Below are 13,225 nucleotides of genomic sequence, written 5' to 3' on the forward strand. Positions count from 1 at the left end.
GGGTCAGTCGCCCTCCATGTGCGGGTAGCGGTAGTCGGTCGGGGGCACGAAGGTCTCCTTGATCGAGCGCGGCGAGGTCCAGCGCAGCAGGTTGCTCGCGGCGCCGGCCTTGTCGTTCGTGCCCGACGCCCGCCCACCGCCGAAGGGCTGCTGGCCCACGACCGCGCCGGTCGGCTTGTCGTTGACGTAGAAGTTGCCGGCGGCGAAGCGCAGCCGCTCGCTCGCCCAGGCGATCGCGCGCCGGTCGCGGGCCACCACCGCCCCGGTGAGCGCGTACGGCGCGAAGGACTCCATCTGGTCCACGACCGTCTCGAAGTCGGCGTCGTCGTAGACGTGGACGGCCAGGATCGGGCCGAAGTACTCGGTGCGGAACATCTCGTCGGTCGGGTCGCCGCCCTCGACCACCGTGGGGCGCACGAACCACCCGACCGAGTCGTCGCACTGGCCGCCGGCGAGCACCCGCAGGGAGTCGCTGGCTCGGGCGCGCGCGATCGCGGTCTCGTGCTTGGCGAACGCGCGGGCGTCGATCACCGCGCCCATGAAGTGCGACAGGTCGCGCACGTCGCCCATGCTGAGACTCTCCACCTCGGCCACGAGGTCGTCGCGGATGCGGTCCCACACCGAGCGGGCGACGTACGCACGTGACGCGGCGGAGCACTTTTGGCCCTGGTACTCGAAGGCGCCGCGGACCAGCGCGGTGCGCAGCGCGTCGGGGTCCGCGGAGGGGTGGGCGAGGATGAAGTCCTTGCCGCCGGTCTCGCCGACCAGGCGGGGGTAGGCGCGGTAGGAGGCGATGTTCTCCCCGACCGTGCGCCACAGGTGCTGGAAGGTCGGCGTCGAGCCGGTGAAGTGGATGCCGGCCAGGTCGGGGTCGCCCAGCACCACCTCGGAGACCGCCACCCCGTCGCCGGGCAGCATGTTGATCACCCCGGGCGGCAGCCCGGCCTCCTCGAGGAGCTCCATCGTCAGCGAGGCAGCGAGCTGCTGGGTCGGCGACGGCTTCCAGATCACGGTGTTGCCCATCAGCGCGGGCGCGGTGGGCAGGTTGCCGGCGATCGCGGTGAAGTTGAACGGCGTGATCGCATAGACGACCCCCTCGAGCGGGCGGTGGTCGGTGCGGTTCCACACGCCGGGGCTGTTGGCGATCGGCTGCTCGGCGAGGATCTGGGCGGCGTAGTGGACGTTGAAGCGCCAGAAGTCGATGAGCTCGCAGGCGCTGTCGATCTCGGCCTGCGCCACCGTCTTGGACTGCCCGAGCATCGTGGCGGCGTTGAGGCGCTGGCGCCACGGCCCGGCCAGCAGCTCGGCCGCCCGGAGCAGGACCGCGCCGCGCTCGTCGGCCGGCATCGCCCGCCAGCCCGGCGCCGCGGCCCGGGCGGCCTCCAGCGCCGCACGCGCGTCGTCGTGGGTGCTCGCGCGCGTCACGCCCAGCACGTGGGCGTGGTCGTGCGGCTGCACGACGGGGATCTCCTCACCCCCGCCGGACACCCAGCGGCCGCCGATGTGGGCGGGCAGGTCGCGGGCGCCGGCCGACAGGTGCTCGAACTCGGTGCGCAGCGCCGCGCGCTCCGCGCTGCCGGGCGCGTAGGTCAGGATCGGCTCGTTGACGGGGGTGGGCGGCGTCGTGAGGGCGTCCATGGGCCGACTCTCTCACCCGGTCCGCGGCCCTCCAAGGGTTTCGCCCCGGCGGCCGCGGCCGCTTTAGAAGGCGGAGCCGTCGAGCAGCTGCGGGATCTCCTGGGTGGCGAACCAGGCCAGGTCGTCGTCGGGGTCGGGCTCGGCGTCGATGTCGACGTGGACGGCGACCAGGTCGCGCAGCGGCACGGCCGCGTCGGGGTCGGCGACCTCCGCGACCAGCACCACGCGCCGCCCGGGTGCGCCCAGCAGCTCGGCGGAGGCGAGGGCGGCCTCGGTGAGCGCGGCGTACTCGCCCTCCTCGGTCTCGTCGGGGGCGACGAACCGGTCCTCACCGGCCGGCACCTCACCGGCGGCGACGTGCGCGGCCAGTCCCTCGAGGGTGGTGGGGACGTAGACCCGGGTGCTCATGACTGCTTCTCCTTGGTGCGCCGCCGCCCGCGCGGCGCCTTCGGCCGCCCGCCGGTCACGGTGTCGAGCAGCTCGTCGAGCGCCTCGCCGATGCTCTGGGCGAGCACGTCGGCGTCCGGGACCAGGTCGCGGTCGGCGGTGATGCCGTAGTAGACCTGCCCGTCGTACGACGTGACGCCGATCGCGACCGTCTGGCCCGGCAGCAGCGACGGGACGGGGTAGGTCGCGACCATCCGGGACCCTGCGGCGTAGAGCGGGGTCTGCGGGCCGGGCACGTTGGTGACGGTGAGGTGGAAGCCGCGGCGCCGCTGGGCGGCCGCGACCCGGGCGCCGATGGCGTGGAAGGTCGCCGGCGCGAAGCCGGCGATGCCGGCGAGCCGGTCGGCCGCGACCGCGCGGCCGGTCTCCTGGTGGAGCTTGAAGGAGTAGGAGACCTGGTGCAGGCGGACCACGGGGCTCGGCTCGCCGACGGGCAGGTCGACCTCGTGGGCGGCGATCTGCGAGCCGAGCGAGGTCGCCTCGAGCTCCTCGTCGATGACCGAGACCGGCACGACCGCGCGCACCTTGCGCAGGCCGGCAAGCGACTCCGCGCGGTTCATCAGCCAGGCCCGCAGGCCGCCAGCGACGCTGGCCAGCACGACGTCGTTGACGGTGCCGCCGTGCGCGGTGCGGATGCGCCGGTGGTCCTCCAGCGGGCGGGCCACGCCGACCACGCGGCGCTGCTGGGACAGCGGGCCGCTGAGCGGGGTGACCCGCTCCGGCGGCCGGCCCGAGAGGCCGGTGGCGACCCGGGCGACCCGGTGGGCGGACTCGTCGGCGCCGCGCAGGACCTCCTCGGCGCGGCTGCGGGCGGTGTCGAGCAGAGTGGTGCGGTCACGCAGGTGGTCGCGCAGGGCGCCGACGACCAGGGAGGTGGGCGAGGGGCCGCGGTCCGGGCGCCACGGGTCGGCGCCGAGCTCCTTGGGCTCCGGGGAGGTGTCGAGCAGCACCTGGCCCAGCTCGACGGTGTCCACCCCGTCCACCAGCACCTGGTGGGACTTGTAGAGCAGCGCGACGTGGCCCTCGCTGAGGCCCTCGATGAAGTAGACCTCCCACAGCGGCCGGTTGCGGTCGAGGGGTCGCGACACGATCCGCGCGACCAGCTCGCGCAGCTGGTCGGCGCTGCCGGGGCGGGGCAGCGCCGAGCGCCGCACGTGGAACTCCAGGTCGAAGTGGGGGTCGTCGACCCACACCGGGTTGGCCAGCCGACCGGGCACCGACTGCAGGCGCTGGCGATAGCGCGGGACGAACGAGATCCGCTCGGAGATCAGCTCGCGCAGGCACTCGTGGTCGAACCCGCGCTCGCCGGGCTCGAAGATCTCGACCGTCGCGTTGTGCATCGGCGTCGCCGGGGTCTCCTCCGCCAGCAGCGCCAGGTCTCGTGGGCGCAGTCGCTCGCTCATCCGCCACGCCCTTCCCTCGCCGGTCCGGGCCGCCAGGCCCCCCACTTGCTCCGCATGGGATTCTGACAGACGTCGCGCCCCGGACGGCGCAGCAGCCGTCCGACACGTGCAGACGCCCGCACCCCACCGTGAAGAGGATGAGGAAGTGTCCCCCATGCGCCGTTCGATCGCGATCCCTGCGGTCCTCGCCACCTGCCTGTTCTTCGCCGCCTGCGGGGAGGACGACAGCGACTCGCCCACGGGCGACGCGGCCCCGCAGGTCATCGAGGTCACCATCCAGGACGGCACCGTCACCCCGAACGGCGAGCGCGTCCGGCTCGAGCAGGGCCAGGACGTGGAGTTCCTGATCGACGCCGACAAGGCCGGCGAGCTGCACGTGCACACCGACGGCGAGGGACAGACCCTCCCCTACAACAAGGGCGTGAGCACCCTGGAGCTCCCCCTCGACGAGTCCCCGGGCCAGATCGAGGTGGAGACCCACGACCCCGACGTCGTGGTCGTCCTGCTCGAGATCCGCTGAGGTGCCCGCCGACGGGCTGACACTGGCGCACGGCATCGGCGGGGCCAAGGACCTGCCGATCTCCCCCGAGCTGGCGATCGCCGGCGCGGTGGCGGCGCTGGTGCTCTCCTTCACGGTCCTCGCCGTGGCGTGGCGTACGCCGCGCTTCGACGGCCCCCGCAGCGGCCGGCCGGTCCCGCGGCTGGGCCGGATCGTCCTCTCGACGCCGTTCCGCGTCGCCGCGCGGGTGCTCGGCATGGCGCTGTTCGTGTTCGCCGCCGTCGCCGCGCTCTTCGGTGAGAACCTCCTGACCAACCCGATCTTCGGGATCTTCTACGTCTGGTGGTGGGTGGGCCTGGTGCCCGCCTCGTTCTTCCTCGGCCCGGTCTGGAAGGCGATCAGCCCGGTCCGCACCATCAACCTGCTCGTGGCCCGGGCTACCGGGTCGGACCCCGACCGCGGCCTGTTCGACTACCCCGCCCGGCTCGGCTACTGGCCGGCCGCGCTGGGCCTGTTCGCGTTCGTGTGGCTGGAGCTCGCCTACGTCTACTCCACCGAGCTCGGTCCGGTGCGGCTGTGGTGCGCGGCGTACGTCGCGATCATGCTCATCGGCGGCGCACTGTTCGGCAACACCTTCTATGAGAAGGCCGACCCCTTCGAGGTCTACTCCACCCTGGTGGCGAAGATGTCGATCTGGGCGGTGCGCGACGGGCAGCTGGTGGTGCGCACCCCGCTGTCCAACCTCGACTCTGCCGAGGTCGGCCCGGGCCTGGTGGCGGTCGTGTCGGTGCTGTTCGGCAGCACCGGCTACGACTCGTTCCGGGAGAGCACGTACTGGCTGAAGTTCATCCAGAACAACGAGACGATCACGACCACCCCGTGGCTCGGCGAGTGGATCGGCACCTTCGGCCTGCTGGCCATGGTGCTGCTCGTGGGGCTGATCTTCGTGGTCGCGACGATGGCGACCGGGGTGCTGTCGGACCCCGAAGGTGGTGCGCGCGGCCGCTGGGCGGTACGCCGCCGGCTGCCGAACCAGTTCGCGCACTCGATCGTGCCGATCATCGTGGGCTACATCGTGGCCCACTACTTCACCTACCTGGTGGAGATGGGCCAGCTGACCCTGATCCAGGCCAGCGACCCGCTCAGCAACGGCAGCAACCTCTTCGGCACCGGCGACTGGAAGGTGAACTACGGCCTGGCCGATCACCCGACGTTCATCGCCAACCTCAAGGTCGTCGCCGTGGTCATCGGCCACGTGCTCGGCGTGATCTCCGCGCACGACCGCGCGGTCCGGCTGCTGCCGCCGCGCCACCAGCTCACCGGCCAGCTGCCGCTGCTGTTCGCGATGGTCGCCTTCACCGCCGGCGGGCTCTACCTGCTCTTCGCGTCCTGACGCTCCTCGCCGGCGCCCCGAGCAGGGCGTCGGCGAGGGCGCCGACGCCGCGGGTCAGCGCGGAGTCCCCACCGTCGAGGAACGTGCGGCCGGTGAGCAGTGCCCGGTCGGTCGCGGCCCGGTCCTCGGGCAGGAAGTGCAGCCCGGCGAGAGGCACGAAGCCCGCCACCATCGACGCGACCTCGCGCTCGGACCATCCCAGCGTCGGGCGCATCCGGTTGAGCACCACCCGCAGCGGCGCGGTCACGCCGTTCTCGCGCAGCTCCACCAGCGCGCGCGCCAGCCTGGCCAGCCCCACGGGATCGGGGGCGCCGACCACCACCACCTCGTCGGCCGACTCCAGCGCGGCGAGCGTGAGCTGGTGGCGCGCCGGGCGCGGTCCGACGTCGGCCAGCGGATCGCTCTCCAGGCTGGCCCCGGTGTCCACGACGACCTGCCCGGCGGCGCGAGCGACGTCGAGGAGCACCTCGAGCGCGCCCGGCCGGACCTCGGTCCACCGGTCCGGGCGCGGGAGCCCGGTGATGACCGACAGGTCCGCGCCGATCGAGCGCTGGACGGTGGCGAAGCGGTCGGCGAGCTGTCCCGCCGCGGCCAGCCGGGCGGCGGCCAGCAGCCCGGAGACCTCATCGAGGATGCCGAGCTGTTGGGAGATGCTCGCGGCCTGCGGGTCGGCGTCGACCAGCACCGTGCGCAGTCCCCGGCGAGCCAGCTCGGCGGCCAGGCCCACCGCGACCGTCGAGCGCCCCGGGGCGCCGGCGGGGCCCCACACCGCGACGATGCGACCCGGGCGCCCGGGGGCCGAGCCCGCGGCGGCGTCCCCGCGGTCGTCCGGCAGGTCCTCGGCCGCCGGCTGCGTCGGGGGCTGCTCGCGGGCCGCCAGGACGGCGCCGGGCAGGTCCTCCAGCCCGTCCTCGCCGAGCACCGAGGCGATCCCCAGCCGGACGGCGTGCAGGCGCGCGGCGTCCGCAGGAGTCGTGCGCGCCGCGACCGCCACCGCGCGTACGCCGTGGGCCCGCAGGTGCTCGATCGCCGGCCCGTCGAGGCCGGGGGCGTCGAGCCCGACCACCGCGACGTCGGCCTGCCCCGCGGAGGCAACGGCGAGCAGGTCGTCGACGTCCACGCACCGCTTCAGCACCACCACGCCGGTGGTCTCCCCCAGCAGCGTCATCGCCCGGGACTCCCAGGCCGCACCCGCCGCGACCACCAGGACGACGACGGGGGCGCGCACGCTCACCGACCCAGGGTCACGGTGACGACGGCATCGCCGCTGCGTCCGAGCCTGTCGAAGAACGCGGCCACGTCGGACTCCTCGACGGCGAGCACCAGCTGGCGCCGGCCGCTGACGCCGTAGGCCTCGTCGGGCGCCGGCACCTCGACGACCGCCACGTCGTCGAGCGCCGGCCCGGCGGCCAGGGTCGCGGGGTCGACCCCCGCGCCCGCGACGAGATAGACATCCACGGTCGACCCCGGTCCGACGGCCGGCGGGACCTGGTCGACGGCCACCGGCACCTGGACGGTGCCGGCGTCGGCCGCGGGGCCCACCGCCGAGCGCGGCAGCAGCTCACCGGCCCCGACCGCGCGCAGCAGCCGCAGGTCCGCGGGGATCTCCTCGTCGGCGGTGAAGTACCCCTCGAGGTCGGCCTCGTCGGCAAAACCGACCTCGTGGGCGACCAGGTCGGCAGCGGTGAGGACGTCACCGGCGCCGAGGTCCTCCGACACGGCCCAGACCGGCACCCGGTCGTCGGCCGCGGCGAGGAGCCGCGAGCCCAGGACCACCGACACCGCGACGAGCGCCACCCCTGCCCACATGCGCGGGTCGCGCCACCCCGGACGGCGCGTGCGCGTGGCCGCCGGGACGGCGGACGCGGCGACCTGACCGGGTGCTCTCGACACGGCGCCCATCATGCCCAGCACGGCTGTTGCGGACACCTGGTCCTCCACAGGACCGACCGGGGTGCTGCCAGCAGGGGGACCCGGGTGCGACGATGTGGCCATGGCCGGCACGCCCCGCTTCCTCACCCTCGCCGACGTGGCCGAGGTGCTCAACACCTCCGCGGCGCAGGTCTATGCCCTCGTGCGTCGCGGCGAGCTGCCCGCCATCAAGATCGGCGGACGCGGGCAGTGGCGCGTGGAGTCCGCCCAGCTCGAGGAGTTCATCGAGCGGATGTACGCCGAGACCCGCACGTTCGTCGACGAGCACCCGTTCGTGGAGGCCGAGCCGAGCGCAGATCCCCGTCCCTGAGCGGGATCGGCGCGCTCGACCGGGTCAGCCGACCTCGGAGTCGAGCTCGACCTCGACCAGGCGCTCCTGGCCCTCGCGCACGACGGTGAACTCCACGGTCTCCCCCGGCTGGTGGGTCCGGATCGCCACGATCAGCGCGATGCCGTCGCTCACCCGCTCCCCGTCGATCGCCACCACCAGGTCACCGGCCTCCAGGCCGCTGTCCTCGGCCGGGCTCCCGGCCATCACCGAGTCGATCTCGGCGCCCGCGCCCTCCTGGCGACCGGTCTGGACCTTTGCCCCGATCACGGGGTAGCGCGCCTCGCCGGTGCGCAGGATCTGGTCGGCGGTGATGCGGACCTGCTCGATCGGGATCGCGAAGCCCACCCCGATGTTGCCGGACTCGTTGCCCAGCAGCGTGCCGCCGGTGGTGGCGATCGCGGAGTTCACGCCGACCACCTGGCCGCGCAGGTTGACCAGCGGGCCACCGGAGTTGCCGGGGTTGATCGCCGCGTCGGTCTGCACGGCGTTGATGTAGGAGGAGTCGTTCGCCGAGTCGCCGGTGGTGACCGGACGCTGGAGGGCGCTGACGATGCCCGCGGTGACCGTCGAGCTCAGCCCGAGCGGCGATCCGATGGCGACGACCGTCTCCCCCACCCGCAGCGCCTGCGAGGCGCCCAGCGCGGCGGGGGTCAGGCCCTCGGCGTCGGCGGCGTACAGCACCGCGAGGTCGTAGACCGGGCTGCGCCCCACGATCTCCGCGGAGTAGCGGTTGCCGTCCTGGTCGACGATCGTGATCGCGTCGTCGCCGCGGCCGGCCTCGGCCACGACGTGGTTGTTGGTGACGATGTGCCCCTGCTTGTCGAGCACGAAGCCGGACCCGGTGGCGCCGCCGCCCTCGCCGTCGACCTCCGCGAGGATCTGCACGGTGCTGGGCAGCAGCTCCTGGGCGACCGCGGCGACCGAGCCGTCGTCGCCGTCCAGCGGCGGCAGCTCCATGAGGTCGACCCCGGCGAGGCCGGCGCTCACGACGCCGGGCTCGCGCTCGGCCAGCTCCTCGTGCAGCACGGCGCCGCCGTACCCGCCGAGCAGGCCCACGGCGAGCGCGAGCACGGTGACCGCCGGCCACATCCAGCCGCTGGGCCGGGCACGCCGGTGCGCCGGCTGGGCCGGCTGGGGAGCCGTCGGCGCCGCGCCGTAGCCCACCCACGGCGGCGGTGCCGTCGGCCGCGGTCCGGCGGGCGGCGTCCAGGTCGGCGCCGCGGCCGTCGGGACGATCGGCTGGGTCGGCTCGCCCTCGCCGGAAGCGGGCCGGGGCGCGGGCTCGTCGTGGTCGTTCACTCCGCCATCATCACCCGCACCCCGAAATCACGGCACCGCGGCCGGGTGTCAGGGACGGTGGGGCACCGGCCCGAACAGGGGCGAGGGTCCCTGTGTCGGGGTGACGTGGTTGACCGAGGCAGGCGCCGGCGGGCGGTCGACCGGCGGGGCGGAGGACTGGCTGGACCCGAGCACGAGCACGCCCAGCACCGCGGCGCCGACCGCGCCGCCACCGACGGCCGCGACGGTCCCGCGGCGGGGCCGGCGGGAGGCGGCGGTGGCCAGGGCGAGATAGGCGTCCCCGGGAGGTACGCCGAGCCGTGCGTCCGGGTGCATCCCGGCACACGCGCCGCGCAGCGAGCCCTTCAGCCCGTCCGGTGCGTGGGCCTGCCCCATGGCCAGGCCGGCGAGGCGGGTCTTGACCCAGCCCTCGCGCTCCACCAGGTCCCGGCAGCTGTGGCACTGGTGCACGTGGGCCCAGGCGCGCTCGGCCTCGGCCTCCGGCAGCTGACCGTCGAGCAGGGCGCTGACGCGGGTCCCGAGGTGGCCGATCACTGTGCCCTCCCCCGTCCGAGCAACCGGTTCGTGGCACTGTCGGCCGGCTCGAGCACGTCGGGCGTCGGGCCGGAGTAGCGGGTGCGCCCCGCCGCCGGCGCCCGGTGCGCGAGCGCGGTGCGCAGCATCGCGCGCCCGCGGTGGATGCGGGAGCGGACGGTGCCGAGCTTCGCGCCGAGGATGTCGGCGATCTCCTCGTAGGCGAGTCCCTCGACGTCGCACAGCACGACGGCGGCACGGAAGTCCGGGGGCAGCGTGGCGAGCGCGGCCTCGACGTCGTCGTCGAAGCGCTGCTCGGTGTAGGCGGCCTCCGGGGGCAGCGAGGTGCTGGTGAGCCGGTCCGCGCGGGCGTCGGACAGCGCGTCGAACCGGATCCGCTGCTTGCGGCGGGCCTGGTCGAGGAAGAGGTTGGTGGTGATCCGGTGCAGCCAGCCCTCGAAGGTGCCCGGGGTGTAGCTCGACAGCGAGCGGAAGACCCGGACGAACACCTCCTGGGTGAGGTCCTCGGCGTCGTGCCGGTCGCCGGTCAGCCGGTAGGCGAGGCGATAGACCCGATCGGAGTGGCGCTCGACGACCTCGTCCCAGGTGGGCACCTCGGCGGAGGGGACGGCGTCCTGGTCTCGGTGGCTGTCCATCCCTGCTCCTTCGCCGCGCGACTCGGTCGGCGTCGCGTACCTCGTCCGCACTGGCGCTCTGACCTTCCTCACGCTAGGGGTGCTGCCTGAGAGGAACCTGACCGGCTCTCGTGCTGCAGAACGAACGACACGGAGGCGGTGTTCCCCCGAGCCGCACCGGCCTCGCGCCCGGTACGGTGAGCATGCACGTCCGCGACCTGCCCGCGATCCGGGCCGGCGACGTACCCAGGAGGCCGACATCACCACCAACCCGCCGACGAAGCCCGTCCAGGCATCGAGCTGGGCTCATGCCGAGACCTACGTGCCCGAGGACGAGGTCCTCGCCGCGGCGCGGGCCCGCGCCGCCGAGGTCGGAGTCGTCCCGATCGGTTCGGGCAGCGGCGCCGCGCTGCGCTTCCTGGCCTCCGTCCTGGAGGCCCGTGCGGTCGTCGAGGTCGGCACCGGCACCGGCGTGTCCGGGCTCTGGCTGCTGCGCGGAATGCGTGCCGACGGCGTGCTGACGACCGTCGACATCGAGACCGAGCACCAGCGCCTCGCGCGCCAGTCCTTCACCGAGGCCGGGATCCCGACCAACCGGGCCCGGACCATCTCCGGCTCGGCCCTCGACGTGCTGCCGCGCCTCACCGACGGCCACTACGACCTGGTCTTCTGCGACGGCGACAAGACCGAGTACTCCGCCTACCTCGCCGAGGCGATGCGCCTGCTGCGCCCCGGCGGCGTGGTGGCCTTCGACAACGCCCTGTGGCACGACCGGGTCGCCGACCCGGCCCAGCGCGACGAGGAGACCGTCGCCATCCGCGAGCTCGGCAAGGAGATCGCCGCTCACGACGAGCTCGTCTCCCTGCTGCTCCCCGTCGGCGACGGGCTGCTGCTCGCGAAGAAGGAGTGGAACCCCGAGACCCACTGAGGTCGGGGCTCCCCCACCGCTCGCCGCGACGGGCTCGGACCTGCTGGTCCGAGCCCGTCCGCGTCTTCCGTCACGTCCTCAGCGTGCGTTCGCCGGCTCCGGGGCCTCGGCGCCGTCCGCCGCGGGCCCGGAGACCTCGAAGCGCGTGGGCCACCAGAACCTGTCGCCGAGCAGCAGGGCCAGGGCCGGCACCAGGACCGTGCGGACCAGCAGGGTGTCGAGCAGGACGCCGATGCAGATGACCGTGCCGATCTGGGCCAGCACCACCAGCGGCAGCACGCCGAGCACGGCGAAGACCGCTGCCAGCACGATGCCCGCGCTGGTGATCACCCCGCCGGTCGCGGTCAGGGCCCGGAGCATGCCGCGGCGTGGGCCGTGGGTGCGTGCCTCCTCGCGTGCTCGGGTGACGAGGAAGATGTTGTAGTCCACGCCGAGCGCCACCAGGAACAGGAACGACAGCAGCGGGGTGCTGTTGTCCAGGGCGTCGAAGCCCAGCGGACCGGTGAACAGCCACCACGAGGCGCCGAGCGCAGCGACGTACGTCGCCAGCACCGTGAGCACCAGCAGCACCGCGGCGACGGGGGCGCGCAGGAGCGCCAGCAGCGCGCCCAGCACGAGCACCAGGATCAGCGGCAGGATCACCATCCGGTCCCGCACGGCGCCGGTGTTCTCGTCGACCGCCTGGGCCTCGGTGCCGGTGACGTGGGTGTCGTCGTAGTCCGCGAGCCGGTCGCGCAGCCGCTCGATGCCGTCGCGGACCTCCTGCGAGCCGGGGTCGCCGGCCAGGACCGCGTCGATCTGGGCCACGCCGCCGCCCTCCTCGGTGATCCGCGCGCCGCTGACCCCCTCGGTGTCGGCGATCGTGCGCAGCACGCCGCGGGTGTCCTCATCGCCGGTGACCACCCGCGCCGGGTCGATCACGCCGGCGGGGAAGGACTCGCTGACCCGCTGGAGCGCGGTGATCGCCTCGGGCTCGTCGAGGAACTGGTCCTCGGTGTCCAGCCCGGAGCGCAGGCCGAAGACACCTGTCGCGAGGATCGCCAGGAACACCAGCGAGGCGACGACGAACGCCGCGGGCCGGCGCGAGACCTGGTGCCCGATCCGGGCCCAGACCGAGGTGGTGCTGTCGACCAGCGAGGCCTCACCCACGTGCGGCACCTTCGGCCAGAAGATCCACCGCCCGAACAGCACCAGGGCGGCGGGCAGCACGACCAGCGCGGCGACGGCCGCCACGACGATGCCGATCGCGCTGGCCAGGCCCAGCCCGCGCGTGGTCGGTGTCAGCGAGAGCAGCAGCGTCAGCACGCCCAGCACCACCGTCGTGGCGCTGGCGAGCACCGCCGGCGCCGTACGACCCAGCGCGACGCGCATCGCCTCGTGGCGCGACTCGCGTCGGCGCAGCTCGTCGCGGTAGCGCGAGATCAGCAGCAGGGCGTAGTTGGTGCCGGCGCCGAAGACGAGCACCGACAAGATCCCCACCGTCGACTCGTCCCAGGCCACGTCGAGGCGCGCGAGCACCTGGGTGGCCAGGATCGCCGCGACCCGGTCGGCCACGCCGACCACGATGATCGGCACCAGCCAGAGCACCGGGCTGCGATAGGTGATCACCAGCAGGATCGCGACGATGCCGATCGTGGACAGCAGCAGGCGGACGTCGGCGCCGGCGAAGACCTCTGCGAGGTCGGCGCGCACGGCCGCCGGGCCGGTGACCTCCTCCTCGACCCCGTCCGGGACGCCCTGGGCGAGCTGGTCGCGCAGGTCGGCGACCACGTCGGAGTTCTCATCGGAGGTCGCGGCCTTGACCGGGACCACAGCGATGGCCGCGGTGCCGTCCTCGGACACCTGGAGCGGGCCGTCGGGGCCGACCGGCGCGGCCTTCACCTCGGAGGCCAGGCCGCGGAGCTCACCGAGGGCCGCGTCCTCCAGCTGGCCGCCCCCGGCGGCGCTGAAGACGACGACCGCGGTGCTCGCGCCCTCGTCGGGCAGCTGCTCCTGGAGCTCGGTGGCATAGGTGCTGTCCTGCCCGGCGGGCAGCGCGTCGAGGTCAGAGCGGGTGCGGTCGCCCTCGCCCACGAGACCGAGCATCAGCACCCCCAGCACCAGCGGGAGCAGCGCCACCAGCCAGGCGGTGCGGCGTCCGGTGATCAGCCTCGTCAGCCGACCGCCCGCGTGCTGCCCGGAACGGGCCGCGGTGTTGTCCATGAGCG

13 protein-coding genes are annotated in these 13,225 nt (G+C 74.1%); 4 read left to right on the forward strand and 9 right to left on the reverse strand.

The features are described from left to right. Nucleotides 1–3: 3 nt before the first annotated feature. The 3 genes from pruA to GFH29_RS15380 form a co-directional block, all read right to left on the reverse strand. The gene (gene pruA, locus GFH29_RS15370; protein ID WP_153324674.1) at nucleotides 4–1,638 is read right to left on the reverse strand and encodes an L-glutamate gamma-semialdehyde dehydrogenase; all 1,635 of its coding nucleotides are present in this window, start codon (nucleotides 1,636–1,638) and stop codon (nucleotides 4–6) included. A 63-nt stretch (nucleotides 1,639–1,701) separates the two neighbouring features. Beyond that, complete coding sequence (locus tag GFH29_RS15375; protein WP_153324675.1) at nucleotides 1,702–2,046, reverse strand: DUF6912 family protein; 345 nt, start codon at nucleotides 2,044–2,046, stop codon at nucleotides 1,702–1,704. Then, the gene (locus tag GFH29_RS15380) at nucleotides 2,043–3,488 is read right to left on the reverse strand and encodes a WS/DGAT/MGAT family O-acyltransferase (protein ID WP_153324676.1); all 1,446 of its coding nucleotides are present in this window, start codon (nucleotides 3,486–3,488) and stop codon (nucleotides 2,043–2,045) included. The genes GFH29_RS15375 and GFH29_RS15380 overlap by 4 nt, the downstream gene beginning before the upstream one ends. Before the next feature lie 154 nt (nucleotides 3,489–3,642). On the opposite strand from GFH29_RS15380, the gene GFH29_RS15385 reads away from it, so the two are divergent. Together GFH29_RS15385 and GFH29_RS15390 are read left to right on the forward strand one after the other, a co-directional pair. Then, nucleotides 3,643–4,008, forward strand: coding sequence for a hypothetical protein (locus GFH29_RS15385; protein ID WP_153324677.1), 366 nt, complete (start codon nucleotides 3,643–3,645; stop codon nucleotides 4,006–4,008). A 1-nt stretch (nucleotide 4,009) separates the two neighbouring features. Next, nucleotides 4,010–5,380 (forward strand): hypothetical protein, encoded by a 1,371-nt coding sequence (locus GFH29_RS15390; protein ID WP_153324678.1) that lies wholly within the window; start codon nucleotides 4,010–4,012, stop codon nucleotides 5,378–5,380. Here the strand turns inward: GFH29_RS15390 and GFH29_RS15395 are convergent. Together GFH29_RS15395 and GFH29_RS15400 are read right to left on the reverse strand one after the other, a co-directional pair. Beyond that, the gene (locus GFH29_RS15395; protein WP_153324679.1) at nucleotides 5,343–6,614 is read right to left on the reverse strand and encodes an AAA family ATPase; all 1,272 of its coding nucleotides are present in this window, start codon (nucleotides 6,612–6,614) and stop codon (nucleotides 5,343–5,345) included. The genes GFH29_RS15390 and GFH29_RS15395 overlap by 38 nt on opposite strands. Then, nucleotides 6,611–7,309, reverse strand: a complete 699-nt coding sequence (locus GFH29_RS15400) for a hypothetical protein (protein WP_153324680.1) — start codon at nucleotides 7,307–7,309, stop codon at nucleotides 6,611–6,613. Before GFH29_RS15400 ends, GFH29_RS15395 begins: the two co-directional genes overlap by 4 nt. A 64-nt stretch (nucleotides 7,310–7,373) precedes the next feature. Between GFH29_RS15400 and GFH29_RS15405 the strand changes: the two genes are divergently transcribed. Continuing rightward, nucleotides 7,374–7,622: a helix-turn-helix domain-containing protein gene (locus GFH29_RS15405; RefSeq protein WP_153324681.1), complete on the forward strand. Its 249-nt coding sequence runs from the start codon at nucleotides 7,374–7,376 to the stop codon at nucleotides 7,620–7,622. Between the two features lie 24 nt (nucleotides 7,623–7,646). On the opposite strand, the gene GFH29_RS15410 is transcribed toward GFH29_RS15405, so the two are convergent. The 3 genes from GFH29_RS15410 to sigE are packed head-to-tail and all read right to left on the reverse strand — an operon-like array spanning nucleotide 7,647 to nucleotide 10,111. Next, on the reverse strand, nucleotides 7,647–8,942 hold the full coding sequence (locus GFH29_RS15410) for a S1C family serine protease (RefSeq protein WP_153324682.1): 1,296 nt from the start codon (nucleotides 8,940–8,942) through the stop codon (nucleotides 7,647–7,649). Between the two features lie 48 nt (nucleotides 8,943–8,990). Next, complete coding sequence (locus tag GFH29_RS15415; protein ID WP_153324683.1) at nucleotides 8,991–9,476, reverse strand: zf-HC2 domain-containing protein; 486 nt, start codon at nucleotides 9,474–9,476, stop codon at nucleotides 8,991–8,993. Then, nucleotides 9,473–10,111 (reverse strand): RNA polymerase sigma factor SigE, encoded by a 639-nt coding sequence (gene sigE, locus GFH29_RS15420; RefSeq protein WP_153324684.1) that lies wholly within the window; start codon nucleotides 10,109–10,111, stop codon nucleotides 9,473–9,475. The genes GFH29_RS15415 and sigE overlap by 4 nt, the downstream gene beginning before the upstream one ends. A 301-nt stretch (nucleotides 10,112–10,412) precedes the next feature. Here sigE and GFH29_RS15425 point away from each other — a divergent pair, with 301 nt between their 5' ends. Then, nucleotides 10,413–11,018: an O-methyltransferase gene (locus tag GFH29_RS15425; protein WP_323368666.1), complete on the forward strand. Its 606-nt coding sequence runs from the start codon at nucleotides 10,413–10,415 to the stop codon at nucleotides 11,016–11,018. A gap of 78 nt (nucleotides 11,019–11,096) precedes the next feature. Here GFH29_RS15425 and GFH29_RS15430 read toward each other — a convergent pair whose 3' ends face one another. After that, entirely contained in the window at nucleotides 11,097–13,220 is a 2,124-nt protein-coding gene (locus GFH29_RS15430; protein WP_153324685.1) for an MMPL family transporter, read from the reverse strand. Nucleotides 13,221–13,225 lie beyond the last annotated feature (5 nt).

Source organism: Nocardioides sp. dk884, from assembly GCF_009557055.1.
Taxonomy (GTDB): Bacteria; Actinomycetota; Actinomycetes; order Propionibacteriales; family Nocardioidaceae; genus Nocardioides.

Bases quoted from the DNA above. Each gene is read 5' to 3' on its own strand.
- pruA (WP_153324674.1), bottom strand. From the start codon at position 1,638: ATGGACGCCCTCACGACGCCGCCCACCCCCGTCAACGAGCCGATCCTG.
- GFH29_RS15375 (WP_153324675.1), bottom strand. From the start codon at position 2,046: ATGAGCACCCGGGTCTACGTCCCCACCACCCTCGAGGGACTGGCCGCG.
- GFH29_RS15380 (WP_153324676.1), bottom strand. From the start codon at position 3,488: ATGAGCGAGCGACTGCGCCCACGAGACCTGGCGCTGCTGGCGGAGGAG.
- GFH29_RS15385 (WP_153324677.1), top strand. From the start codon at position 3,643: ATGCGCCGTTCGATCGCGATCCCTGCGGTCCTCGCCACCTGCCTGTTC.
- GFH29_RS15405 (WP_153324681.1), top strand. From the start codon at position 7,374: ATGGCCGGCACGCCCCGCTTCCTCACCCTCGCCGACGTGGCCGAGGTG.
- sigE (WP_153324684.1), bottom strand. From the start codon at position 10,111: ATGGACAGCCACCGAGACCAGGACGCCGTCCCCTCCGCCGAGGTGCCC.
- GFH29_RS15430 (WP_153324685.1), bottom strand. From the start codon at position 13,220: ATGGACAACACCGCGGCCCGTTCCGGGCAGCACGCGGGCGGTCGGCTG.